Genomic DNA, 24,812 nt, shown 5'->3' on the forward strand with positions numbered 1-24,812 from the left:
TGAAGGAAAACCGGCAGACCCGCTGGTATGACTGCAGGTCAGCAAGTGTCGGCCCCGCGAGCGCGGGGATCCTCCGTACAAGCTCCACATCTCGGGGACGGAGCTGTAGTCGGCCCCGCGAGCGCGGGGATCCTCCGGGCAGCCATGCCCGGCATCCTGCCGCCGCCCCGTCGGCCCCGCGAGCGCGGGGATCCTCCGCAGAAGACGCGGGCGTTGGCGGGAGGCCGCGTGTCGGCCTCGCGAGCGCGGGGATCCTCCGATCTACTGCTCCGAGGCGTGCAAGAAGCGCGGGTCGGCCCCGCGAGCGCGGGGATCCTCCGCCCCAGCCGACGCCGGTCACCAGGGGCGAGTGGTCGGCCCCGCGAGCGCGGGGATCCTCCGCTCTGCAAGGTCTCCCCGAGGCGGTAGCGCCCGTCGGCCCCGCGAGCGCGGGGATCCTCCGTCCTTGACGTGCACCACCTCATCTCCCCAGGAGTCGGCCCCGCGAGCGCGGGGATCCTCCGCCGTGGTCGCCCCCGAACAGGGGACCCGATGCGTCGGCCCCGCGAGCGCGGGGATCCTCCGGGTCGCCTGCACCGTGAGGAACGCCGCGACGGCGTCGGCCCCGCGAGCGCGGGGATCCTCCCTTGCCCAGTGCGTCCTTGTCCTCCCAGAGCTCGTCGGCCCCGCGAGCGCGGGGATCCTCCGAGCTTGGCGGCTACAGCACCACCGGGACCCCGGTCGGCCCCGCGAGCGCGGGGATCCTCCGTGTAGAGCCATGACGTCTCCTGACTGGGTATCGTCGGCCCCGCGAGCGCGGGGATCCTCCGTGGAGGAGGCTATGGCGGCGCCACGGCGGCCGGTCGGCCCCGCGAGCGCGGGGATCCTCCGCTCTCCCTTCGCGCGGCCGACCGGGCCATGCAGTCGGCCCCGCGAGCGCGGGGATCCTCCTGGGGATGGGATCACATCCCGGTCACCGACGAGGTCGGCCCCGCGAGCGCGGGGATCCTCCGGACGGCACCCGGATGCAGGTCCGCCCCGCGTCGGCCCCGCGAGCGCGGGGATCCTCCCTCGACCTGTCCGCGCACATCGTGTTCGACCACGTCGGCCCCGCGAGCGCGGGGATCCTCCGCCGCTGTCCGGGGAGGCGTGGACTTCGAGGCGGTCGGCCCCGCGAGCGCGGGGATCCTCCGGGTGCTCTCCGAGGAACTCTGGCGGGGGCCCTGTCGGCCCCGCGAGCGCGGGGATCCTCCGCTCGGTGCGGAGGCGGGCGAGTTCCGGCTCGCGTCGGCCCCGCGAGCGCGGGGATCCTCCGCCCTGACCGAGCGCACGCTCACCGCCGCCTAGGTCGGCCCCGCGAGCGCGGGGATCCTCCCCGCGCGTGAGTCTGGCCCGGCGCGCGGATGAGCGTCGGCCCCGCGTGCGCGGGGATCCTCCCCGGTCTTCCCGAGGCCGGGTGGCGAGGGGCGGGTCGACCCTGCGCTCGCGGGGATCCTCCCTTGAGGGACAGGGTCGCGAGGGTCTCGGCCAGGTCGGCCCCGCGCACGCGGGGATCCTCCGTTCAGCGAGCACGACACCGTGACCGTGCTCGAGTCGGCCCCGCGAGCGCGGGGATCCTCCGGGCGTCGAGACGAGACAGGATGGTGGTGCGAAGTCGGCCCCGCGAGCGCGGGGATCCTCTGCCGCCCCGGCCGGGCTCGTCGGCGCGGTTGAAGTTGGCCCCGCGTGTGCGGGGATCCTCCGTGAGTACGTCGTACGGCGAGGAGCACCGCCTCGTTGGCCCCGTCCCCGCGGGGACTCTCCCCTCGCGGTCATCTCGCTGGTGGAGTCGACCCCGCACACGCTGGGATGCTCTGGGCACCACGGTGTCTATGACCTCGACGCTCTGGTCGGCCTCGCACGCAGGGATCCTGCAACGTCCATGTCGCCCCGTGTCGGCGGGGAGCCTTACGGTCCTGTGCGTGACGGCACCCGCGCCCTGCAGTTGTCCCTGTCTCGAGGCGAGCTTTCCGGGCGTGCATAGGCACGGTCGGGACCAGGAGCTGGTGCCCGCGCGCGTGCGGGGATTCTCCCATGAGTCGGACAGTATGGGTCTGCATCTGAGGGGTGCCCCCGCGCGTGCGGGGATTCTCCGGTCCTCACCGTCCGGAAGGGGCCAGGGCATCACAACCCCTTGCGCTTGCCGGGAAAAAAGAAATTCAGAGTCTCGATGAAAAATAATTTCAAGGGGAGTCTTTGAAAGTGCTGGTAGGGAACAACCTCTGCGGGACGTTTGATGCGCACTGTAATCGCCGCGCCGCGAGCATCGGTCCTCACATTCGCAAGAGGGGTGAGTGGGGAAAAATGCCAGAACGGGTGATCTCCACCTATCGCTAGACTGTGATGGCAGGCATCGACCCCTATGACCAGATCGCGTCGATGGGGATGTTCCGCCCTTCCGCTTACCGGGCGAAGCTGGTTCGCCGTTGCCCCTGCGCCGCGCAGGGAACCTTTCTCAGCCGCCGGACAGTATCCGGCGGCTGAGACTTCGTAGCCCCCGTGGTCGCGGAGATTTTTCGTCGGAGGGTCGTACCCCTTGTAGCGGGCGCCTGCTTGGCGGCGTCCCTGCGGGAGATACACGCCATGGCGGAGATACATAGCTCTGCGTTCAGCCCGAGCATCGACATCGGGAGCAGCTCGGTTTCCGCCCAGTCCTTGGGCAGTGCCTATAGGCGTTCGGCAATGGCCTTGGTAGTGCCGCTGCCGTCGTGTTCGGCGCGGACACAGCCGACGCTGCCGCGCAGAGCAAGCCCGGGAAGGCCCACAGATGCCCATCTACCGCTCTCTACCGCCTTCTCAGCGGGCTGAACCTGCCGCTCGGACCCGCAACATTCCGCTCTCCACTGACATAATTCATGAATCCCAAACAGTTACCGGGCGTGCGATGCTAACGTCACGTATAGCAGAGGACCACCGTGGTGGTGAGCACTCACCAGCGCAGTGGTGCATGCAAAAGAGGGAGGGGCCGCTACCTGGTTGGCAACGACCCCTCGTGTGTGGCGTTTGGCCGACTACGAGCAGACCCAGATCATCAGCTGGAGCTGCAACTCCATCAGGCTGACGATGAAGGTCCATAGCTCGTAGTCAGGCCGGTCATTGCAGATCAACGCCGCTCCCTTGACCCCGCTTTCCGCAGTGCGGCCGTGGCGGGGGTCGATTCCATCCGGCCGCGCGGACCGGGTGGGACAGCAACTCGTCTGTAGACGACTACGCCGAGGTCGACTCTAGAGGTACGTGTGCAGCGAAAGATGCCGTTCATCAAAAGCGCTCATATTTGAGGCGCAATACAACACGCGTTCTTTCATAAGTGATCCCTTGGGGCTCGCAACACGATCATGGGCGGGTCTTGTTAGGGCGTCGGTAGCAGATGAGGCTGCAGACGAGGGAGACGAAGGCGTCGTGGAGTTCGGTGCGGCGTTCCCAGCGGACGGCGAGGCGTTTGAACTGGTGGAACAGGGCGATGGTCTACTCAACGACGTAAGCGGAGTTTGCCCAGGCCCTTGATGTTCGGACGCACTCCGTGACTCCGCGCACGCGGGGATCCTGCTCCATCCCGGTCAGACAGGTGGAGCGACTGTTCGTCAGCCCCGCTTGCGCGGGATCCTCCGGGTGGCGAGGTGTCACTCCTCAACGCCGTCGTCGCCGACCCCCGCGCACGCGGGGATCTTCCGGAGTTGGCGTTCTGGTCTGCGGACCGGAGGGGGCCGGCCCCGCGTCCGCGGGGATCCTCCGCGGCAGACCGCCGACGCCGAGGCCGTAGCGCAGTCGGCCCCGCGTCCGCGGGGATCCTCCGCGGTACGTCAGGTCGTTGGTCGTCGCGTTCGGGTCGGCCCCGCGCTCGCGGGGATCCTCCGGCCACGACCTCGGCGGCGGCCAGGATGAGGACGTCGGCCCCGCGCTCGCGGGGATCCTCCGTTCACCTGTCCGCTCTTCTGCCCGGCAACCTGGTCGACCCCGCGCTCGCGGGGATCCTCCTTGCGAGACGCCTCCTGCACGTCCCCGAGCGCCGTCGACCCCGCGCTCGCGGGGATCCTCCGCGGCTGATGGTGGAGGGCGGTGGGACGATCCAGTCGGCCCCGCGCTCGCGGGGATCCTCCTCGTCGGCGGGAAGTCGTGAGGACGTGACGGGAGTCGGCCCCGCGCTCGCGGGGATCCTCCGGCGGCGACGGCGCGCTCCAGGCGCTCTCGCTCGTCGGCCCCGCGCTCGCGGGGATCCTCCGTCCATCTACGAGGACACCGCCGCGCACGTCCTGTCGGCCCCGCGCCCGCGGGGATCCTCCCGAGATGAACCGGTCCGCCGCGCCGAGCCCGGCCGTCGGCCCCGCGCTGCGGGGATTCTCCCTCCATGCCCGGTCAACGCCCGACCCCCGACCGGACTGGCTGGAGCACCGGCGAAGTCGGTGGCCGAACACCGCGAATCTCCACCTGCTGATCAACAACGAGACCGCCACCAAGACCAGCCGAGCCAGTAACCACTGGATCAGCGCCTCAATGCGAGGGCAGGACGCGACACTGGAGCGGCTCCGCGTCGAACCGGCAACTCGAAGAGGTCCTGACCCACGGGCCCGATCCACTCCATCTCGCCGAGGTGTTCGGTCTCGACGAGAAGACAGCGATGCGCTACGCGGACTCCGCACGATCCCTGCTGAAACAGGGCGCTGAACAGCAACTTCGATGAAACCTGCTCGACCAGGACGCACCGTGGAGGGAATCATGGGCGAGTGACGTCGACCGAAGCAGCAGCAATCGCTCTACAGGACCATGCCGCCCTCTGGAGCATGGGGGAAATCCGTGCGAGCGATGTCGTCAATGCCGCCTGTGAGGCGCTCGTCGCCGGACTCGACACCCCCGGCCTTCGAGTCCTCGCCGCCTGCACACGCGCCGAGTCGGACTACGACGTCCACGAGTTGCTTCCTGAGGCACTCAACGAACTCGGCCTCACCTTTTATCCCATCGCCAGCGATGCCGGCCAAGAAGCCGCTGCCCGAGCGCTCGCACGCCGCATGCTCGCGGGTGAGCTGACACCTCGGGAGTTCACAGTCCGCATTCACCAGCGCTACGGACATGAGCTGCCACTGACTGAGCGGCTCGCCGAACTCGATGACGAGTACGACGTCCTCGAATACGGCGACGGAACCGTGGACCACGTTGATGTCGAGGTCACCGCCGAAGCGCGCCGCCTCGCAGCCCACCCCCACGTTCCAGCCGAATCCACGGACACGCCCAGCTGATGCTCACGGACCGACCGCGAGTTCCCGCCGAACAGGCTTCAGTTTCCCTGAACCCATGGGGCTCCCCGGGTGTGAGTAGTTGCGGTACAGGAAGTGCCGTTGAGATTGATCATGGTCCGGCTGGGTGTCGGGGTGAGCGGGTCGTCCGGCTGCCGGATGCGAACTCGGCGGGGCGGGGGATGTCGTCAGCGTCCTGGAGATCGGCGAAGTCGGCGTGCGCCTGGGCGACGGCTTCGCTGCGCTGGCTGGCTCAGAGCGGGTTGCCCCCGCGCCTGCGGGGATTTTCCGATCCCGCCGTGGTTCCAGGCATGCCTCGACCTGTTGCCCCCGCGCCTGCGGGGATTTTCCGATCCCGCCGTGGTTCCAGGCATGCCTCGACCTGTTGCCCCCGCGCCTGCGGGGATCCTCCCTCCATGCCCGGTCAACGCCCGACCGTCGACCCCGCGCACGCGGGGATCCTCCGGTGGCTCCGATGCCCGTCTCCTACCGCGACATGTCGTCCCCGCGTGCGCGGGGACCTTCCGACGGGCGTGCAGGCCGGTCTGGAGCACATGCAGTTGGCCGGCGGGCGCGGGGATCTTCCGGCCGCTCGGTGCGGCGCGCGGCGAGCGATCCTGTCGGCCCTGCGCTGGTGGGGATCAGTCGCGCCTCCGTGCGGCTGTCGGGGGTTACGGTGTTGACGTGGAAAGTGAGGGCTGGCGGGGGCGGGCTGCTGTTTTTGTTCTGGGCTCAGCGACCGGCCGGAAAGCAACTGAAGGAAAACCGGCAGACTCGCTGGTATGACTGCAGGTCAGCAAGTGTCGGCCCCGCGAGCGCGGGGATGCTCCGCCCACGACGAAGCTGCTCGTGAGCCCAAGCGCGTCGGCCCCGCGAGCGCGGGGATGCTCCGGCGTCGCGCACGTCAACTACAAGGCGTCCGCAGTCGGCCCCGCGAGCGCGGGGATGCTCCGGGCCGGGGGATTGCGCCCTCCGGCCCTTCCCGGTCGGCCCCGCGAGCGCGGGGATGCTCCGCGCCTGGTCATCTCCATCCTGCGCAACGACCAGTCGGCCCCGCGAGCGCGGGGATGCTCCGACCGCGAAGAGGACTTCGGCCAGGGAGAGGAGGTCGGCCCCGCGAGCGCGGGGATGCTCCGTCGTCCGGGTCGTTCGGCGAGGTCCCGGCGCCGTCGGCCCCGCGAGCGCGGGGATGCTCCGCCTTCGGGTCGTGATGCATAGGTGTGGCGGTCGTCGGCCCCGCGAGCGCGGGGATGCTCCGAGAGGAGCTGGAGCCGTGGCCCCGAGAGAGCCGTCGGCCCCGCGAGCGCGGGGATGCTCCGTACCAGGCATCGAGGGGTCCCCAGCCGTCGCGGTCGGCCCCGCGAGCGCGGGGATGCTCCTGATGCCGGAGCGGATGACCAGTCTGATCCGAGGTCGGCCCCGCGCACGCGGGGATGCTCCGGTCTCCCCGCCGTCGTCGAGGACGAGAGCGAGGTCGGCCCCGCGCACGCGGGGATGCTCCGGCGGTGGCGGCATGAGTATCCACATCCCGCACGTCGGCCCCGCGCACGCGGGGATGCTCCGTGAGCAGCCCTTACGTCCCGTCGGCCCCGCGCACGCGGGGATGCTCCGGGTGGTGGAGCGCCGCTCTCGACCGGCGTGGGGTCGGCCCCGCGCACGCGGGGATGCTCCGGTCTCCCCGCCGTCGTCGAGGACGAGAGCGAGGTCGGCCCCGCGCACGCGGGGATGCTCCTGGGCCATCCGTCCGCCCGCAGCTCCCGCATACGTCGGCCCCGCGCACCCGGGGATGCTCCGGCGGTGGCGGCATGAGTATCCACATCCCGCACGTCGGCCCCGCGCACGCGGGGATGCTCCGTGAGCAGCCCTTACGTCCCGTCGGCCCCGCGCACGCGGGGATGCTCCGGGTGGTGGAGCCAAGCCCTCGCCAGCCAGGCCCTCAATTTCTCGCACGCGGAGCGTCAGGCCGACCACGCGCACTGGGGCACCCTCCGTGATGTCGGCCCCGCGCACGCGGGGATGCTCCGCGGCCTACGCGCACGATGACCGGACGCTGCAGGTCGGCCCCGCGCACGCGGGGATGCTCCGGCCGTTCCACTGGGGTTGGCCCGCGATGGGCCGTCGGCCCCGCGCACGCGGGGATGCTCCGCTCGGCCAGCGCATCACCAGCCGCCTCTCGCAGTCGGCCCCGCGCACGCGGGGATGCTCCGCCGGACTGCGGCCACATCGTCCCGCCCCGACGGTCGGCCCCGCGCACGCGGGGATGCTCCGCTGCGGGGTCTTGTCGACGCGCTGCTCTGGCCGTCGGCCCCGCGCACGCGGGGATGCTCCTCCCCGCGCTGCTCCTCGGGCAGCCGGACCACGGTCGGCCCCGCGCACGCGGGGATCCTCCGTCCACGACGCCGAGCTCTACCGGCTTCATCCAAGTTGTCCTCGCGGGCGCGGGGATGCTCCGCACTTCCTTCAGGCTCGTGAGATGTTCCTGGCGTTGGCCCTGGGGGCGCGGGGACCCTCCGGTCGTCCTCGGCGACCACGACGACGACCTCGGGTCGGCCCTACGGGTGTGGGGATCTCCTGAGGGGTGCGGGCGACGGGGAGGAGGGACGACCCCGCGCTCCCGGGATCGGTGGCGTTACGGGGGTGGCTGGGCGGGGCTACGGTGTTCGTATGAGCGGTGGTGAGAGCTACTGGGGCTGGGGTCGGGCGGTCGTTTCTATCCTGGGCTCCGCGGCCGTTTGAAAAGCGACCGAAGGAAAACTGGCGGACCAGCCGGTATGACCGCAGGTCAGAAAGTGTCGTCCCCGCATGCGCGGGGATCCTCCGCCCATGAGCCTGCCGCCGCTCGGGACGGTGGGGTCGTCCCCGCATGCGCGGGGATCCTCCGCGGTCTTGTGCGGGGTGGAAGCCGGGCCGTGGGTCGTCCCCGCATGCGCGGGGATCCTCCGCACCGGTTGTACCAGCGGTATCTGGACGCGTGGTCGTCCCCGCATGCGCGGGGATCCTCCGGCGCTGACGGCCAACGGGCTGTCGACGTCCGGGTCGTCCCCGCATGCGCGGGGATCCTCCGGAGCACATGCGGCAGGCGAGCACCAACACGCGGTCGTCCCCGCATGCGCGGGGATCCTCCGAGGAGGGGTGGTACCCGCGCGAGCCGGAGTGGGTCGTCCCCGCATGCGCGGGGATCCTCCGGCCGTGACCCGGGCCGCCCTGGAGGAGGTCACGTCGTCCCCGCATGCGCGGGGATCCTCCGGCCAACGGCATCAAGAACGTCAACCTGATCCGGTCGTCCCCGCATGCGCGGGGATCCTCCGTTCTGCGTACGGGGCCTTCGGCGTGCACGAACGTCGTCCCCGCATGCGCGGGGATCCTCCGCTGGTCAACGCCATCACCGCCCGTGTCGAGCTGTCGTCCCCGCATGCGCGGGGATCCTCCCTGTGCGCGCGAAGCTGCGCCTCGCAGCTGGCCGTCGTCCCCGCATGCGCGGGGATCCTCCGCGGGCGCTGGAATGGCTGCGCGCCCGCGCGACGTCGTCCCCGCATGCGCGGGGATCCTCCGAGAGCACGTCATGACGGACACCCTCACCCCGGGTCGTCCCCGCATGCGCGGGGATCCTCCGACCGGCACGAGGGCGCTGGTCGTCACCGGCCGGTCGTCCCCGCATGCGCGGGGATCTTCCGCCGAACATGGTGGTGATTTGCTCGATGAGGCCGTCGACCTTGCGCCCGCGGGGACCCTCCCCGGGCTTGGGCTGCCACGCGCCCATGGACCGCGTCGACCCCGCGTGCGGGGGCCCTGTCCGAGGCTTTTCAGGTCGAAGAGGAGGGCCTACCGTCCTGGTATGTCCACAGGAGACCGGCAACGCCGCGACGGGTCCGCGAGACGAGTACGGCTGACGAGCGGCGACCACGGAGACCGCAAAAGCAGAAAGGGTAAAAGGCCGCGCCTCACCAAACCGGACCGTCCCGCGATCGACCGGGCGTGGCGGGAACTATTCGACAGGCTCAGCAAAATCAAGCAGCGTGAACAGGCGCGAGCCCGCAACGAACCTGAAGCACCGTAAAGCAGCGTTCCTCTCCCCGTGCCACGGCAAGCGCGTCGAACCCGCGCGCGCGGAATCCTCCCCGGTGCTCGCGGCGCGGCTCGTCAATGTCCCCGTCGACGCAGCGCCCGCGGGGATGGCCTGCCTGCGCCGGGGCCGAGGCAGGTCGCGGGGAGTGGCCCCGCGTCCGCGGGGATTCTCCGCCCCGGTCTCTCTTGGGCCGGGGCGGCCGACACGGCGGCAGGAAACCGGTAAGGCGCCCACCCCGCGCAACAGCGCCACCTGACGGCCGCTCTTGTAGGACACTCAACAGCCATAGACCCAACCCTTGAGGAGGAGCTCGTGACCGCCCCACACGAGCACTACCAGCCCACCGACGACGCCCCGCCCATGCGGACCTTCGCCGACCTCCGCGCCGCACTACGCCGGCACGGCTACCCCAGCGACCTCGACCAGTTCGACAGGGAACTCGCTGCCACCGACCTCGACGACCTCACTCACGTCCGCGAGATCACCCAGGCATACCGGCACCGTGTCCTCCTCCACCGCGACGCGGACGCGGCCACCGCCATCTCCCGCTCCAGCCAGGACATCGAGGCGGAACTGCGGCGCAAGATGAGCGAGGCCGACCGGTGAGCCTGGCGTTCTACTCCGACGCCGCCGAAAAGACCCTCCGAGAGCTCACCCGCTCCGAGCAAGCAGCCGTCGAAATGGTACGCCGCCGTCTCGAGGAGCAGCCCGACCAGCCCAGCGCCCGTCCGCTGCCCGATCGAGGAACGCGCAGCGCGACCTACGCCTACGAGCTCCTCCCCGAGCAGACCGGCGGCCGCGGTATCAGCGTCGTCTACCGCTACGCCGAGAACCTCGACGCGGTCTTAATCCTGTGGCTCATCGCCGGGCCCTGAACCACTGCCGGACCCACCGCCACCCCGCCCAGACCCCAGGCCGACCCCGCGCACGCGGAAATCTTCCGCCGCGGAGCCCTCGTCCTCGGCAAGGCAGATGGTAGGCCCCGCATACACGGGGAACTTCCGACCGCTCGGGGCGGCGCGCGCTGGCCGAACCTGTCGGCACCGCGCTCGTGGGGATCAGTCGCGCCGCTGAGCGGCTGTCGGGGGTTTTCGCGGGTTACGGTGTGACGTGGAGGATGAGAGCTGGTGGGAGCAGGCTGTTGTTCCTGTTCTGGGCTCAGCGGCCGGCCGGAAAGCCACCGAAGGAAAACTGGCAGACCCGCTGGTATGACTGCAGGTCAGCAAGTGGTTGGCCCCGCGCCTGCGGGGATCCTCCGAAAATCACCGCGCACTCCGCGCGGGCAGGCGCGTTGGCCCCGCGCCTGCGGGGATCCTCCGTGGAGCGGCTGTTGCGCGAGCGCGCCCTGCGCGTTGGCCCCGCGCCTGCGGGGATCCTCCGACCGGCCGGGGCTCACGGCAGCAGGTCACGCAGTTGGCCCCGCGCCTGCGGGGATCCTCCCCAGCCCAGCATCGAGGACGCGTTGCCCTGCGGGTTGGCCCCGCGCCTGCGGGGATCCTCCGAGGATCGGCACGACGCCGTGAGCGCCGGCCACGTTGGCCCCGCGCCTGCGGGGATCCTCCTCCCTCGCCGGTGATGGGGTTAGGCACGGGCGGGTTGGCCCCGCGCCTGCGGGGATACTCCGCCAGTGAGCACTGGCGCCTCGCGCGAGCTGGCGTTGGCCCCGCGCCTGCGGGGATCCTCCGTTTCGTACGGCGGGGTCCAGGCCGGTCAGGCGGTTGGCCCCGCGCCTGCGGGGATCCTCCGGTCTCGCCGGTCAGGGTGACGCGGGCGACCCAGTTGGCCCCGCGCCTGCGGGGATCCTCCGGAGCACCAGGCGGACGGCGTCCGCACCGAGTGGTTGGCCCCGCGCCTGCGGGGATCCTCCTCGCGGGCTCCCCTCTCGGTCAGGGCTCTTGGGGTTGGCCCCGCGCCCGCGGGGATCCTCCGTGGGCCCGCTCGAGCGCGGGGAACCTTTGCAAGTCGGCCCCGCGAGCGCAGGGATCCTCCAGATCGCGGCCCTCTTCGTCGGTGGGGTCATGCGTCGGCCCTGCGGGCGCGGGGATCCTCCGGTCACCAGCTCGACCACCACGGCGGTCAACTTGTTGGCCCTGCGGGCGCGGGGATCTTCCGCACGGTCAGCGGAGCTACTGGCGGACCAACAGGTCGACCACGCGCACGCGGGGATCTTCCGACGATCAGGCCGACGATCACGTTTCGTACCCCGTCGACCCCGCGCGCGCGGGGATCCTCCGGCTGCTGCAGGCGAACTGGCGGGCGCCGGGTTGCCCTCGCGCTGGCGGGGATCTTCCGACCGCTCGGGGCGGCGCGCGCTGGCTGAGCCTGTCGGCACCGCGCTCGTGGGGATCAGTCGCGCCGCCGAGCGGATTACGGGAGTTACGGTGTTGACGTGGAGAGTGAGAGCTGCTGGGGTCGGGCGGTCATTTCTGTCCTGGGCTCAGCGACCGGCCGGAAAGCAACTGAAGGAAAACTGGCAGACCAGCCGGTATGACCGCAGGTCGGCAAGCGTCGTCCCCGCGGGCGCGGGGATCCTTCTCTGAGCGGCACTCATGCCGCCGAGTCCCGCGAGTCGTCCCCGCGGGCGCGGGGATCCTTCACCTTGATCAAGGTGAAGCCCTCGTCTCGCCCGGGTCGTCCCCGCGGGCGCGGGGATCCTTCGGGAGGGGCGTCGTGTTCTGGCAGTCCGGGGTCGTCGTCCCCGCGGGCGCGGGGATCCTTCCTCGGCCTCGACCTCGGCATCTGACGCCCAGAAGTCGTCCCCGCGGGCGCGGGGATCCTTCGACACGCTCGCCTCGCCGTTCCGCCGAACGGTGGTCGTCCCCGCGGGCGCGGGGATCCTTCCTCCTGCGCGGCCGGGGACGCTGGCACGTGCGCGGTCGTCCCCGCGGGCGCGGGGATCCTTCGGTCCTCGACTTCCTCATCCGCTTCTGCGACGAGTCGTCCCCGCGGGCGCGGGGATCCTTCGGAGATGCGCTTGAACGTGATGATCTGGACGTCGTCGTCCCCGCGGGCGCGGGGATCCTTCTGGCCGGGCGGGGGTACGAGACGCTGACCGCCCGTCGTCCCCGCGGGCGCGGGGATCCTTCGGGCTACGGTCTGGCCGCCGAGGTGGAGGGATCGTCGTCCCCGCGGGCGCGGGGATCCTTCGGTGCTGGCGTCCAAGCGGGCTCGCTTCCAGGCGTCGTCCCCGCGGGCGCGGGGATCCTTCGACGTACTGCTCGGACCGCTGCCGCAAGGCCGCGTCGTCCCCGCGGGCGCGGGGATCCTTCGCGTGGAGAGCGTGGTGCTGTGCAGTTACGGCGGTCGTCCCCGCGTGCGCCGCGGGGATCCTCCGGTCACCTTTGCCACTAACTTGCTCCGCCCGGAGTCGGCCCCGCGAGCGCGGGGATCCTCCGTCCGAGCCGGTGAGGGCGACCCCGGGAGGCCGGTCGGCCCCGCGAGCGCGGGGATCCTCCGCGGTCCTGTCCGCGCGGTGGTCCTGGCCAGAGGTGTCGGCCCCGCAGGCGCGGGGATCCTCCGACGGAGAACTGGGTGGTCGAGGCGATCCAGGCGTCGGCCCCGCGCTCGCGGGGGTCCTCCGGTGTGCGGCGCACTTCGGGAATCCGCTTCGCCCCGTCGGCCCCGCGTGCGCGGGGATCCTCCGCTGGAGAGCGGCAGCACGCGCATCCTGGCGAGGTCGACTCGCGCTCGCGGGGGATCCTCCGGCCCCGTGTGCTCCGCCCTCGGCCCGCTGGGTCCCGGCCCCGCGCTCGCAGGGGCCCTCCTCCCTCGGCTGCCTCGCCGACGTGTTCAGGGCCATCGGCCCAGCGCTTGCGGGATCCTCCGGGACTCTTGCGCGAGGCCGCAGGCACACCGAGCGTCGACCCCGCGCTCGCAGGGATCGTCCGCGCTCTCGGTGTGGCTGGCCGGCGATACGGTGTACGTGTGGGGGTGAGAGCTGGTGGGTTCGGGCGGTTGTTTCTGTTCTGGGCTCAGCGGCCGGACCGGAAAGCCACCGAAGGGATACTGGCAGACCCGCTGGTATGACTGCAGGTCAGCAAGTGTTGGCCCCGCGCCTGCGGGGATCCTCCGGCCGGGGGGCTGCTCGCGTGGTCGGTGGAGCAGTTGGCCCCGCGCCTGCGGGGATCCTCCGGCCGGGGGGCTGCTCGCGTGGTCGGTGGAGCAGTTGGCCCCGCGCCTGCGGGGATCCTCCGGGGCAGCGCCTGAACTCGTCCAGCTTCGTGGAGTTGGCCCCGCGCCTGCGGGGATCCTCCGGTCCTCGGCAGCGGCTGGCGGGCAGAGGCTGAGTTGGCCCCGCGCCTGCGGGGATCCTCCTCCCCCGCGTCCCGCGCCCACGCCGAGAGCTGGGTTGGCCCCGCGCCTGCGGGGATCCTCCGCTTTCGTGGACGCGTCCGAGATCGACCCGATCGTTGGCCCCGCGCCTGCGGGGATCCTCCCTCCTCATGGTCCGCACGGGGCGCCGTCAGGTGGTTGGCCCCGCGCCTGCGGGGATCCTCCGTCCACCCCCACCCCCGAGCGCGAGCCCGCGTTGTTGGCCCCGCGCCTGCGGGGATCCTCCGGTATTGATCGGCACACCGAAACCTGAGAGGGTGCTGGCCCCGCGCCTGCGGGGATCCTCCCAGACGGCACATCACCGCAAATCTCTACGAACGGTTGGCCCCGCGCCCGCGGGGATCCTCCGACGAGAGCGGCGCCGCCGGGCCGGGTGAGGCGGTTGGCCCCGCGTGCGCGGGGATCCTCCGCGGCTCGCCGACCAGATCCTCAAGACCCCCGAATCGGCCCCGCGCTCGCGGGGATCCTCCGAGGCCCGTGTCCGCCGCGCGCCCCGCCTCCGCGTCGGCCCCGCGCGCGGGGATCTTTAGACGGATGCGGCGACGGGGAGGAGGGACAGCCCCGCGCTCGGGGGATCGGTGGCGTTACGGGGGTGGCTGGGCGGGGCTACGGTGTTCGTATGAGCGGTGGTGAGAGCTACTGGGGCTGGTGTTGGGCGGTCGTTTCTGTCCTGGGCTCCGCGGCCGTTTGAAAAGCGACCGAAGGAAAACTGGCAGACCAGCCGGTATGACCACAGGTCAGAAAGTGTCGTCCCCGCATGCGCGGGGATCCTCCGGGGAGACCCTGGCCCTCGCGCCCGAGCCTGAGGTCGTCCCCGCATGCGCGGGGATCCTCCGTACGACTTCTACCGCATGGATGCGCTGAGGAAGTCGTCCCCGCATGCGCGGGGATCCTCCGAGCCCGACCAGTCCGACGGGCTGATCTACGGCGTCGTCCCCGCATGCGCGGGGATCCTCCCGGTTTCAGGGAGCGGGCCGGGAGTCCCGTGCCGTCGTCCCCGCATGCGCGGGGATCCTCCCCAGCACTAGGAGCTGACCGACTGTGCGTGATGGTCGTCCCCGCATGCGCGGGGATCTTCCAGCCGAACTTGAGGCTCTTCGAGCTCGCGGCGTGTCGTCCCCGCGTGTGCGGGTATCTTCCTTCCCTGGCCTCAGCATCCGTCATGAAAAGCACCTCGTCCCCGCGTGTGCGGGGATCTTCCTGCCCAGAGGCCGACGCGGACCAGGAGCGGGTCGTTGCCCCCGCGCCTGCGGGGATTTTCCGCGGATTAACTTCCCGCTGGCCTCGCGCGGCCCGTTGCCCCGCGTGCGCGGGGATCTTCCGACGGGCGTGCAGGCCGGTCTGGAGCACATGCAGTTGGCCCGCGGGCGCGGGGATCTTCCGGCCGCTCGGGGCGGCGCGCGCCGGCCGAACTTGTCGGTCCTGCGCTGGTGGGGATCAGTCGCGCCGCCGGGCGGCTGTCGAGGGTTACGGTGTTGACGTGGAAAGTGAGGGCTGGCGGGGGCGGTCTGTTGTTTCTGATCTGGGCTTAGCGACCGGCCGGAAAGCAACTGCTGGAAAACTGGCAGACCCGCTGGTATGACTGCAGGTCAGCAAGTGTCGGCCCCGCGAGCGCGGGGATCCTCCAGCTCGTCGGCGAGCTTCGCGTGCGCGGCCTCGGTCGGCCCCGCGAGCGCGGGGATCCTCCGATGTGCGCTGGATGCAGCGTGCGATCGGCCTTGTCGGCCCCGCGAGCGCGGGGATCCTCCGGCGGGCTGGTACTTCCGGCCCGTAGACCGGATGTCGGCCCCGCGAGCGCGGGGATCCTCCGGGAACCTGCTACGCCGACCGCGAGTTCGACGGGTCGGCCCCGCGAGCGCGGGGATGCTCCCTCCGGGGCGACGGGCCGGGCGTGACGAACGAGGTCGGCCCCGCGCACGCGGGGATTCTCCGGTTGTCGAACATCGAGCCGTACGGGCTCGTCTGTCGTCCCCGCGTGCGCGGGGATCCTCCGGGCTACGCGCTCCTCTTCGACCAGGACTTGGGGTCGGCCTCGCGTGCGCGGGGATCCTCTGCTGCTGGTGGGTGACGGCACGTGTATACACGTGGACCCCGCGCTCGGGGAGCGGTCACTCGGCCTGTTCCACGCATCACCGTGTCGCCTTACGGGATCGCACGACGCGGGGCCCGGTCCGCGCGGGCCCGGCGACGTGCGGCCGCCTCGATCTCGGCACCGGTGCGCCGCTCCGCGTCGACGTCCTCGCGCGCCGAGAGACGGGGCACTTCGTCGGGGAAGGCGTGGTGGGACAGGGCGCGCATCGCGGCCGCCTGGCGCTCGCCGGCGCGGCGGTCGGCCTTGAGGACGTCGTGGTCGACGCGCTGGGCGGGGGCTGCCTGCTGGTGGGCGCGGAGCGCAGGGCGGTATCCGGGCGAGGCGTTCTCCCGGGTCCGTACGGGCGTGGGTGCGGCGGTGCCTTCGCCGTCGGCAGTGGCCGGGGCCGGGGTGGGCGCGGGGCCGGTGCTGGGGGCGAGGACCCGTACGGCCCGGACCACGGTGCGCCCCGCCGCCGTGTTTGCGGCCTCAATGATCTGGGCCTTTCGCAACCGGGTCTCGGTGGCCCAGACAGCCGAGCTTGGCCGCAGGATCAGGCACCCGCTGGCAGCGTTGTAGCCGACGGCGGCGACGGATCCGGCGAGGTCGGGTGCGATCGCCGTCCAGCGGTCGCGGAGCGTGGCTCCGGCGGCGGGGAGTTCCCAGGCGCGCTCGGCGAGCAGCGCTTGGAGGGCGGCGCCGAGCCCGAGCGGCTCGCGCCCGCCGGGCTCCGGTGCGGGTGGAGCGCGGCGTCGTGCTCGCGGGGCGGCCGCCGCCGTTCTTCCGCGCGGCCTTCATCGCCGCCCGCAGTGCGACCCGGGCGAGGTCCGCGCCGGAAGTCTTGTTCTCGGTGCTGCTCATGCGATCCCCCAGGGGCTCGTGGTGAGGGTGAGGTGGTCGCGGCCGGTCACGCGGTGGACGGTGGCGACGAGCGCGCGGGTGAACAGCCGCTGCGCGGAGTGCTCGCCGTAGCGGGCGATGTGGTCGAGAACGACCTGGTGGTCGTAGGTGGCGCGGGCGCGCCAGTCGAGGATCTGCTCGCGAGTCAGCTCCTCCAGCACGAGCTCGTCGACGACCTCGCGGACCTGTCGCCCGGCAGGCGCCACAGCGGGGGCGGCCGTACGGGACGCCAGCACCCGAGCCCGCGGCGCCGGGAGCGCGCCCAGGGCGGGAGCGGTGGGCTCCGGCTGGTCCTGGCGGGCGGCATCGGCGCGTGCGCGGGCCGCGGCCTGCCGCGCCCGGACCCGCTCCCACTCCCACTCGCGCGCCCACCCGGCGGCCCTTACGTCCTCGTGCAGCTGCCGCACAGTCGCCGCGCGCCGCTCCTCCTCCCCCGCGTACGGGAGCCGCTCCTCGACCTCGGCGGCGATCCGGCGACGCTGCGCACGGCGATCGACCTGCCGGTCCTCGCACCGCGGGCACGCCTGCCCGGAGTCGAGCAGGATGCGGTCGTCGCAGCGCACGTCCCCGCACTGCTGGCGCTGCGGCAACCCCCGCGCGAGCAGCCAGCCCGCCGGATCCCGGATCACGCCGCCCGTACGGATCTGCTCCCCCAGGCGCCGGAACAGCCGGGCACCGAGGACCTGCGGCGCATCCGTACGGCCCACGAGGCCCTGCAGGACGGCGAGCTCGGCGTGCGCGGCCGCCTCGACGACGCGGCGCAGCCCCGGCCTGGGCAGCTGCGCCCACATCCAGTCCACCGGCTCCAGGACCGCCCGCAGATCCTCCGGCGGCAGCGGCGCTGGAGCCTGCTTCGGTTGCTGACGGCCTTGAGCGCAGCCCTGAGGCTCCGGCACCAGGGTCACCGCCGGGCCCGGCCCGCGCTTTTCACTGCTGCTCGACGAGGGGGACTCCTCACGCTTTTCCCCGCGCAGCGGGCCCTCCTCACGCGCGCTCGCGCGGTCCGGCGACGGCGGGGTCCCCCCACGGCCTTCGCCGGAAAAACCCGAGGAGTCCTCAACTTGATCAGCAGGAGTAGCCCCAGAAGCGTGAGAGGCGTGAAGGTGTGCAGCATCGGCGCGGTCTGCCGAATCAGGCTCCTGGCCCATCCCGGTACCCTGAACCCCAGTAACCACAGGGGACACAGTCTCAACCGTCGTCTCAAGATCGCCGGATGCAGTAACGGCGAGGTCTGAAAACACCGCGCCGGCGGCCCCGCGGGCCTCCCGGACAGCGATCCCGTGCGCCCTGGCCACCGGCAGCAGCCGGACCCGACTGCGCGCATGCAGACCCGACGCCGTCTCCCGCCGGTCCACCGACAGCACGCCCTGCTCCTGGAGCCGCTTGAGGCTCTTCGCCCCGGCCGCCGCCGTGCAGCCCATCAGCCGCGCCACCGTCGCCGCCGGACGGCCCCGCCCGGTGTCCACGCTGCCCGAGCACAGCTGCAGCCACCCTCTGGAGTTCGACGACAGCACCATCAGCAGCAGCCCGAGCCGGTCCGTCGCCGCCCCGCGCCCCGTACGCCCCGCGAGCATCCCGGCCGGGGTTACCCGGCCGTCCCGGTGTTCCCAGCCCGGCGCGAACAGCACCTCGATCAGCGCTAGGAGCACGACCAGCTCCACCCGCGACAGCGCCAGGACGTGCCTACGGTCCCCGCCGTGCTGCGCCCGGTACATCGGGATCACCCAGCACTCCAGGCCCGTCATCCACCCGGCAGCGTTCGTCGTCCCGTTCGAGCCCAGCACGCCACGCTCGCGCAGCTCCGGTACTACGTGGTGCGCGACCCGGGACTTCTTCAGCCCGATCCACCGACCCAGCTCCGTCGCGGTGATCCGCGTGCTGTAGTCGGTTGCCACCGTGGCCTTCGCCATCAGCACTACCGCCGCCAGGCGCGCGGGGTCGCCCGCCCCGTCCAGGGCGGGATCGGACACCAGAGCGCGCACCGCGGCGAGCAGCCGGGTACGCATCGTCGCGGTCAGCTGGAGCGGGTTGCCCACCTCCAGCTGACCGACCGGACCGGCCGGGGCCGGGACCGACCGCAGCCGACGGCGCGCAGTCCTACCGGTGAACGTACGGGGGCGCGGGAGCGCGGCCGGTACCGTCACGGCGCTCACAGGCCCACCCGCACACACGAACCAGAGATCATCCCGGCAGCCTCACGCGAGCTGCCTGTGGACAGAGGCCGAGCAGCAGAGAACCCCCTGCTCCTTCCCGACTCCTGAGCTGGGACCTGCAACCGTCTCCCGCCCGACGGGACACGGCGCCCGAGCACAGCAGCGGCCCCCGCTGACAGACTCACCCGGTACCCCGCTCGGAGACACATGACAGCCTCCGACAGCACGAGCGGACGAAGGGGAGAAAATGCCCCGACCGTCCAATGAAAGGACTTTTTACGCGAATCGCCCACACGGGGGCGCGAGAGATGACAGGGGATGGGCGCGTACGGCACTATGAACTCCGTTCTCGTCCCGGCTTGCGCCGCGCACGTGAAAGGGCCCCATCTCGATGGGGTGCGGTTCGCCTAGAACCTGAAATTCGCTCGATCTACGGGTGCCGGTCGCCAAACCGGTGCCTCAAGATCGGGCCTTAGATCGGAGCTGTTACTCCGGTCCGTGGAAGTAGGCCGCACGGTGCGCCAACACCAGCGGCCGGCGGTAGAGGAAGAGCGCCCCCGCCAAGGGGCCCAAAACCTCCCGCGTGCAAGATCTCTACGTCATCCGACCCCCCGCAGCGGGTGGGGTCTGCCCCGAGACGCCGACAACGCGGCGCTCGGGGATGAGGCGTGTGGGCATGACGGCGAGAGCGGGGGCAGCCCCGCTCCGGGCGGTCACGCGTGTGCGGCGGTAGGAGGGACAGGGGTAACGTCCGTCGGCGGTGTGATCCTCACGCCGGAACCGTGGCTCCACCTGTCTGACCGGGGTGAACTCCGGGTACTCTGCTTCATGTCGCGTCCTGGCTTTGGAGGTTGCGGCCAGCCCGAGGGGTAGTTGCATACCGCCTCCGGCACCGGCTCCGCGTCGATCCTGGGTTACCAGCCCAGGGGAGCGGAGCCGCTTATAGTTCTGCGTGCCCCGACGATCCATAGAGATCATTGGCGCGAGGATCACCCTACCCCGGCGATAGCGCTCCGGTGCCCCATCCGCCACTGCGCGTACAGGAACAGACGGCACCGCACCACAAATCGCATAGGGGCACCGTTCACTCCGGCGCACATCCGCGATGATCGTCGACTGCGGACACTGGAATGGCACATTGATACTGGGCACGATCACCTCATTCCGCCGCGGACGCCCGCGCGGCCAGAGCCACCAGATCGGCGGACGCCTTCGGCCCGCTCACGAGCAACAGCTCTCTGATCGCGGCCCGGGCCGCGCTGTGCTGACGTACTAGGTCCGGTGACATTTCCTCCGCGCGCAGCAGGCATTCGACTGCGTCGGGCGTGTGTCGCCGCTGCGCGTGGGCTCGCCCCAAGTCCATCAACAACCTAGCTTGGCGCTCGGGCGACAACGAGGCGGCATCGATGGATTGCCCTATGTCGAGAGCCTCCCCGGCATCACCGAGATCCAGGGCGGTTGAGACTGTCTGGATCATGACATTGGTCGGGCCGAATTCGAGGTTGTAGTCATTGCGGTCCTCGCCGATCTGCTCCGCTACCCGTCTCGCGCTCTCCAGTTCCGCGCGGGCCTCCGAGCGTTGCCCAGACCTGGCGTGAACCAGCGCTTTTGCGAGGTGGAGCGAGCCGAGCACGGACAGGCCCTCCGGGGGGAGGTCCGCGCGCCGTTGGAGAGCTGCGACCGCTTCGGTGACCGCGTGTTCGGCTTCCTGGTTGTGCCCCAGGCGGACGAAGGCGTGCACCATGCGGAAGATCCCCGCGTGCACGAGGAAAATGTCACCGGATCTCTCGCCGGCGGCTACTGCCCGGTCAGCGGACACCCATGATGAGCGAGAATCGCCCTGCCGAGCGAAGGCGGCGGCGAGTGCTTGGTACGCCCGCGCCAGGTTCCGGTAGGCGACAGGCCGGTCCGGGGCGGGGACGGTGCGTACGGCACGTTCCAGCTGAGGGAGCAGCGCGGCGATTGTCTCGCTGATCTCCGGATACGCATTGCGGTGGGTGTACTCCCAAATCTGCTCGACGGACTCTTCGAGCGCACCAAGGTCAATGGCTCCCGATTCCTCGACCCCGGTGATGAGGCCGATCGCGGGGTGCCCTGAGATGACGGTTCGAGCACCGTCGAGGTCGTTGGTGGCCTCGGTGACAGGTGGAACCGAAGGGGTGAAAATCGGGGAGCTGGGGTCGAGCATCTGGATGGAGACACCCAGCGCGTCAGCAATCTCCTGGAGAACATCGACGCGACGTACCGGCTGGATTCCGCGTTCTACCTGGCTCATCCAGCCAGCGGACCGTCCATTCAACCGGGCTGCCAGCTCCTGTTGCGTCATGCCGCGCTCCTTGCGGAGCTTGGCGACGCGTTGGCCGAGAGCTCGGTCGCGGGGGTCTACCTCCTTGCCCGTGGGCTTGTTCATGTCGTCTCCGTCGGGCGCTTGCCCATCAGCTCGTTGAGAAACGTGACCTCGCTGCCGTCGAGGTACTGCTCTCGCTCGCTGAGCATCCGCTGCGTATGGGGCTGCGCCTCGTGGATCTGAAACGCGTCGTAGCTCGCGTAGAGCTCATAGAACACGCGGACCAGTGGTTCGCCCTCCGGGACATGGACGACGTAGGCGAGAGTGCCGGGTTCGTAGCGGATGCCCTCCAAAGTGCGACTCACGAGGGCGTCGAACTTCTTGGCTGAGTCGGCGTCACGGGTGGTGAACCGCACGACGAGTGCGTATCCGCTCACTTCTCCTCCTGGGATGGTCATGCATACAGTCTCACACTAAAACCTTCAGTGCTATGGATGCAACGACTAGGTTCTGTCGTCAAATGTCACGCCCACATCAGGAGTGACGCGAGCGTGACAGCTGCTTCGTAGGACTCGGCAGTCTTGTCGTACCGGGTGGCGATCCCGCGCCACTGCTTCAGACGGTTGAAGCACCGCTCCACGACGTTGCGGTGCTTGTAGACCTCGCGGTCGAAGGCCGGCGGGCGGCCTCCGCGGCTGCCCCGCCGGGCCCGGTTGCGGGCCTGGTCGGCCCGCTCGGGAATCGTGTGGGCGATGCCCTTGCGACGGAGCCAGGCGCGGATCGCCTTCGAGCTGTAGCCCTTGTCGCCTAGGACGTGATCGGGCCGGACCCGGGGACGGCCGGGTCCGATCCGGGGCACGCGGATCGCTTCCATCACGGCGGGGAACCGGGTGCAGTCGTTGGTGTTTCCACCCGTGACCACGAATGCCAGGGGTCGGCCCCGCCCGTCACAGGCCAGGTGGATTTTGCTGGTCAGACCGCCTCTTGACCGGCCGAGGGCCGGGTCGCGGAGCCCCCTTTTCGGGCCCCGGCCGCGTGCTGGTGAGCGCGGACGATCGTCGAGTCGACGGACACCAGCCAGTCGACGTCGCCCGCCGCATCCGCTTTCGCCTGGGCGGCGCGGAGCATCCGGTCGAACGTCCCGTCCGCCGCCCACCTGCGGAAACGCGTATGCAGCGTGGCCCACGGGCCATAGCGCTCGGGCACGTCCCGCCAGGCCGTCCCGGTCCGGAACTTCCACACGATCCCGTTCAGGACCCTGCGATCGTCCAACCGCTTGCGTCCCCGCAACGACTCGGGCAGCAGCGGCCGGACGAACTCCCACTCGGCATCCGACAGTTCATGGCGACGTATCACGACACCATGATCCACCAGCGGTGATCATTTGAAGACACTGCCTAGCACTGAAGTATTGACTAGCACGAAAAGTGTGCGTAGCGTCGGTCGTGTCGCCACCGCAGTTTCTGCGGCTCGTCTCTTCGGAGTCGGGCAGGTGGCCGGAGGCGGTAGCACCACCAAACCCCCTGGCTGGCAGGACTGCTGTATGACCTCAGCGCTGATGCGCTGTCTGTCCGCCAGGACGTGGGCCGCTGGCTCGTGGACCTGGTGGGCGGAGAGAGCACCCGCCCCGCGAATCCCCCTCCCTTCTCCTGCCGAGGAGTCGCCATGCCCGAGCTCGCCATGCCCACGGCCCGTACGCGCCGGGGCCGCACCCGTACCTCCCGCGTCAGCCCCCTGGACGCGATCGTCGTCTCGACCCTGTCGCCCGGTCACATCGACATGCGCAGGGTGGAGGCCACGCAGGCCCGCCGTATCTCGCTGGTGTGCCCGGACTGCCGCACCTGGGTGGCCGTGACCCCGCACCGGGGTACCTACCTCCTCAAGCTCGTCCCGCACCACACCGGTCGTGCTGGCGTCGACGCCGCGATCCGCTGCCGCTCCAGCAACCGCCTCGTCGACGTGGACCTCACCGACTCCATGTGGCGCCGCCAGTACGACGAGTGGGCGCGCGAGGAGCGTCTCGCCGTCGACCTCACCCGCCACCGCCGAGCCACCGTCCAGACCCTCAAAGTCGCCCGGCCCCAGCAGCGGCCTGCCGACCGGCGCGCGCAGTGGGAGCGCGCGGTGCCCGCCGCCCGCCAGGCCGACGCCGCCCGCGCGGTCCCCGCCGACGCGCTCCCCACCACTCGCGGCCGGGCCGTCGACGGCCCCGCCGGCGCCCCGCCGGCCCTGCGCCGCCAGAGTGCCGGGGACCGCCGTTCCGTCCGCGCCCTGGCCACCGGCACCCTGCGCGCTCTGGCCGACGCCCGCCAGGACCGGCTCGCGGGCGACGGGCTCGCCGAGCACCTCACCCGCGCCGCGTACCTGCACCTGGCCACCCTCTGGCGCCGCCCCCTGACCCCGGCCGACCAGCCCGCACACACCGCGCTCATCGCTGCGGTCAGGGCCGCGCTGCCCGCGCCAGTCCCGGGCGAGACCGTCGCCGCGTACATCACCCGCTGCCGCAGGTCCCCGCTCGCCGCCGCATGACCCGCACCACCATCCACACCCTCCGGGCCCCGGAGCTGCACCTCGCAGCCCGGGGCCCTCGCGCTCCCCCACACGGGAGCCCCCCAGACCCCCATGGAGATACCGATGTCCGCTACCGACCCGCTGACTGAGTTCGACACGGAGACGCTCGCGCTCCTGGAGGCGGTCGAGGTGCCGCTCCCCGCGTTCGGCGACCTGGACCTGGACGTCGCCTTCGGCACGCCGCTGGAGATGTACGACCTGGTGACCGCAGACGAGCTGGCCCGATGGGACGCCGTCTCCGTGGTGAAGAAAGGCCGGGCCCGGGCGCGCGAGGAGGTTGTTGCGGCCTCCGGGGCGCGGCGGGATGCGGCGCGGGACATCCTCGCCGCCGATCCGACCGTCACCGAGCGGGTCCGCGAGCGCCTCGTCGACATCCTCATCCCCGCCGCGCGGCAGCTGCGGATCGACCGCACCGTCGTCGTGTCGTTCGCGGAGTCCGAGGTGCTGGCGGCCTGATCCTCGCGCGCCCCGTCGCTCACCGCACGGCCCAGACGGGGCTGGTCGGTGAGCGAGCGGAGAGCGCGACGGATCACGCTCTACGCCAACGCCCGGCCCCCACAACGACGAACGCCCCGGTGGTTGGACACCGGGGCGTACGTGGGCCGGAGCCCGGCGAATCACCCGTCACGAGATGGAGTTCGCATGCCGAACGCTACCCTGCCCCGCTCGCCGCGCGTCCAGCGCGACCCGCTCCCGACCCGCCCGCAGCCGCACGAGACCGGGGGCCGTCAGCCGCAGCCGCCGACCGAGCCCGCCCGCCCCCACCCTCAGCGCACCGCCGCGACGTTCGAGGACCGGATGCTCGCCGAGGCCCGCCAGGCCGACACCCGTATCCCCGCCGGTCGTCGCGCGCCGCGTACCGCCGCCGAGCAGCGCGCCCGCCTGAACCACGCCGCGGGCATCGCCTGCTCGGACTGCGACGGCCACGGCGGCCGTACCTCGACCACCCACACCGACGATGTCGTGCGCACCTCTTGGGCGCGGTGCCTGACGTGCAGTGGGACGGGTGCGCGGTGAGCGCCCCCTGCGGTCACCCGGACCGCATGATCACCTACAACCACACCGGCGCGGACGGCAAACCGTTCCAGAGCGTCGCCATGTCGCCCTGCGAGTGCGGGCAGACCCCGCCCCCGCCGCCGCCCGCTCCCGCGAAGTAGCGGTGGGCGTGCCCCACATAAGACGCGCC

Annotated in this window: 12 protein-coding genes and 9 CRISPR repeat arrays; of the genes, 7 read left to right on the top strand and 5 right to left on the bottom strand. The window is 71.4% G+C overall.

The window, feature by feature from the left end; translation table 11 throughout:
* The first annotated feature begins 47 nt into the window (after positions 1-47).
* Positions 48-1,722: direct repeats of the CRISPR family, unit length 29 nt; unit sequence GTCGGCCCCGCGAGCGCGGGGATCCTCCG.
* A 639-nt stretch (positions 1,723-2,361) separates the two neighbouring features.
* From STTU_RS34785 to STTU_RS31770, 4 genes are all read left to right on the top strand, one after another.
* Entirely contained in the window at positions 2,362-2,502 is a 141-nt protein-coding gene (locus STTU_RS34785) for a hypothetical protein (RefSeq protein WP_158678825.1), read from the top strand.
* A 1,163-nt stretch (positions 2,503-3,665) separates the two neighbouring features.
* Positions 3,666-4,298: direct repeats of the CRISPR family, unit length 23 nt; unit sequence CCCCGCGCTCGCGGGGATCCTCC.
* 441 nt (positions 4,299-4,739) lie between these two features.
* Positions 4,740-5,249: a hypothetical protein gene (locus STTU_RS33720; protein ID WP_007830694.1), complete on the top strand. Its 510-nt coding sequence runs from the start codon at positions 4,740-4,742 to the stop codon at positions 5,247-5,249.
* A gap of 799 nt (positions 5,250-6,048) precedes the next feature.
* Positions 6,049-7,150: a CRISPR direct-repeat array (repeat unit 29 nt; unit sequence GTCGGCCCCGCGAGCGCGGGGATGCTCCG).
* 91 nt (positions 7,151-7,241) lie between these two features.
* Positions 7,242-7,699: direct repeats of the CRISPR family, unit length 29 nt.
* 338 nt (positions 7,700-8,037) lie between these two features.
* Positions 8,038-8,920: direct repeats of the CRISPR family, unit length 29 nt.
* A gap of 704 nt (positions 8,921-9,624) precedes the next feature.
* Complete coding sequence (locus STTU_RS31765) at positions 9,625-9,918, top strand: hypothetical protein (protein WP_007830700.1); 294 nt, start codon at positions 9,625-9,627, stop codon at positions 9,916-9,918.
* A complete protein-coding gene (locus STTU_RS31770; protein ID WP_043257910.1) occupies positions 9,915-10,187 on the top strand; it encodes a hypothetical protein in 273 nt (90 codons plus the stop codon). Before STTU_RS31765 ends, STTU_RS31770 begins: the two co-directional genes overlap by 4 nt.
* Before the next feature lie 1,632 nt (positions 10,188-11,819).
* Positions 11,820-12,583: direct repeats of the CRISPR family, unit length 29 nt.
* A gap of 95 nt (positions 12,584-12,678) precedes the next feature.
* A CRISPR array of direct repeats spans positions 12,679-12,956; the repeat unit is 29 nt; unit sequence GTCGGCCCCGCGAGCGCGGGGATCCTCCG.
* Between the two features lie 398 nt (positions 12,957-13,354).
* A CRISPR array of direct repeats spans positions 13,355-13,872; the repeat unit is 29 nt.
* A 518-nt stretch (positions 13,873-14,390) separates the two neighbouring features.
* Positions 14,391-14,725: direct repeats of the CRISPR family, unit length 29 nt.
* Positions 14,726-15,786: 1,061 nt separating this feature from the next.
* Here STTU_RS31770 and STTU_RS32520 read toward each other — a convergent pair.
* The 5 genes from STTU_RS32520 to STTU_RS33740 form a co-directional block, all read right to left on the bottom strand.
* A complete protein-coding gene (locus tag STTU_RS32520) occupies positions 15,787-16,398 on the bottom strand; it encodes a DUF721 domain-containing protein (RefSeq protein WP_078519125.1) in 612 nt (203 codons plus the stop codon).
* Between the two features lie 174 nt (positions 16,399-16,572).
* Positions 16,573-18,651 (bottom strand): hypothetical protein, encoded by a 2,079-nt coding sequence (locus STTU_RS35115; RefSeq protein ID WP_007830723.1) that lies wholly within the window; start codon positions 18,649-18,651, stop codon positions 16,573-16,575.
* Between the two features lie 1,276 nt (positions 18,652-19,927).
* Positions 19,928-21,178 (bottom strand): helix-turn-helix domain-containing protein, encoded by a 1,251-nt coding sequence (locus tag STTU_RS31785; protein WP_063894658.1) that lies wholly within the window; start codon positions 21,176-21,178, stop codon positions 19,928-19,930.
* Complete coding sequence (locus tag STTU_RS31790) at positions 21,175-21,513, bottom strand: putative quinol monooxygenase (protein WP_007830728.1); 339 nt, start codon at positions 21,511-21,513, stop codon at positions 21,175-21,177. The genes STTU_RS31785 and STTU_RS31790 overlap by 4 nt, the downstream gene beginning before the upstream one ends.
* Before the next feature lie 65 nt (positions 21,514-21,578).
* Positions 21,579-22,408, bottom strand: a protein-coding gene (locus tag STTU_RS33740; RefSeq protein WP_234019440.1) for an IS5 family transposase whose coding sequence is annotated in 2 segments (ribosomal slippage) — positions 21,579-22,064 and positions 22,067-22,408 — 828 coding nt in all. Because the reading frame shifts where the segments join, the coding sequence is not laid out codon by codon here.
* 312 nt (positions 22,409-22,720) lie between these two features.
* On the opposite strand from STTU_RS33740, the gene STTU_RS32320 reads away from it, so the two are divergent.
* The 3 genes from STTU_RS32320 to STTU_RS35790 all read left to right on the top strand — a co-directional run bounded on the left by STTU_RS32320 (position 22,721) and on the right by STTU_RS35790 (position 24,643).
* The gene (locus STTU_RS32320) at positions 22,721-23,584 is read left to right on the top strand and encodes a hypothetical protein (RefSeq protein ID WP_052862573.1); all 864 of its coding nucleotides are present in this window, start codon (positions 22,721-22,723) and stop codon (positions 23,582-23,584) included.
* A gap of 105 nt (positions 23,585-23,689) precedes the next feature.
* Positions 23,690-24,082: a hypothetical protein gene (locus STTU_RS31810; RefSeq protein ID WP_007830733.1), complete on the top strand. Its 393-nt coding sequence runs from the start codon at positions 23,690-23,692 to the stop codon at positions 24,080-24,082.
* 186 nt (positions 24,083-24,268) lie between these two features.
* On the top strand, positions 24,269-24,643 hold the full coding sequence (locus tag STTU_RS35790) for a hypothetical protein (protein WP_052862574.1): 375 nt from the start codon (positions 24,269-24,271) through the stop codon (positions 24,641-24,643).
* The last annotated feature ends 169 nt before the right edge of the window (positions 24,644-24,812 follow it).

This window comes from Streptomyces sp. Tu6071 (assembly GCF_000213055.1).
Classification (GTDB): Bacteria; Actinomycetota; Actinomycetes; order Streptomycetales; family Streptomycetaceae; genus Streptomyces; species Streptomyces evansiae.

Coding starts and splice junctions, on each gene's coding strand:
- STTU_RS34785 (WP_158678825.1), top strand. CDS start 2,362: ATGGCAGGCATCGACCCCTATGACCAGATCGCGTCGATGGGGATGTTC.
- STTU_RS35790 (WP_052862574.1), top strand. CDS start 24,269: ATGCCGAACGCTACCCTGCCCCGCTCGCCGCGCGTCCAGCGCGACCCG.
- STTU_RS31790 (WP_007830728.1), bottom strand. CDS start 21,513: ATGACCATCCCAGGAGGAGAAGTGAGCGGATACGCACTCGTCGTGCGG.
- STTU_RS31785 (WP_063894658.1), bottom strand. CDS start 21,178: ATGAACAAGCCCACGGGCAAGGAGGTAGACCCCCGCGACCGAGCTCTC.
- STTU_RS32320 (WP_052862573.1), top strand. CDS start 22,721: ATGCCCGAGCTCGCCATGCCCACGGCCCGTACGCGCCGGGGCCGCACC.
- STTU_RS31810 (WP_007830733.1), top strand. CDS start 23,690: ATGTCCGCTACCGACCCGCTGACTGAGTTCGACACGGAGACGCTCGCG.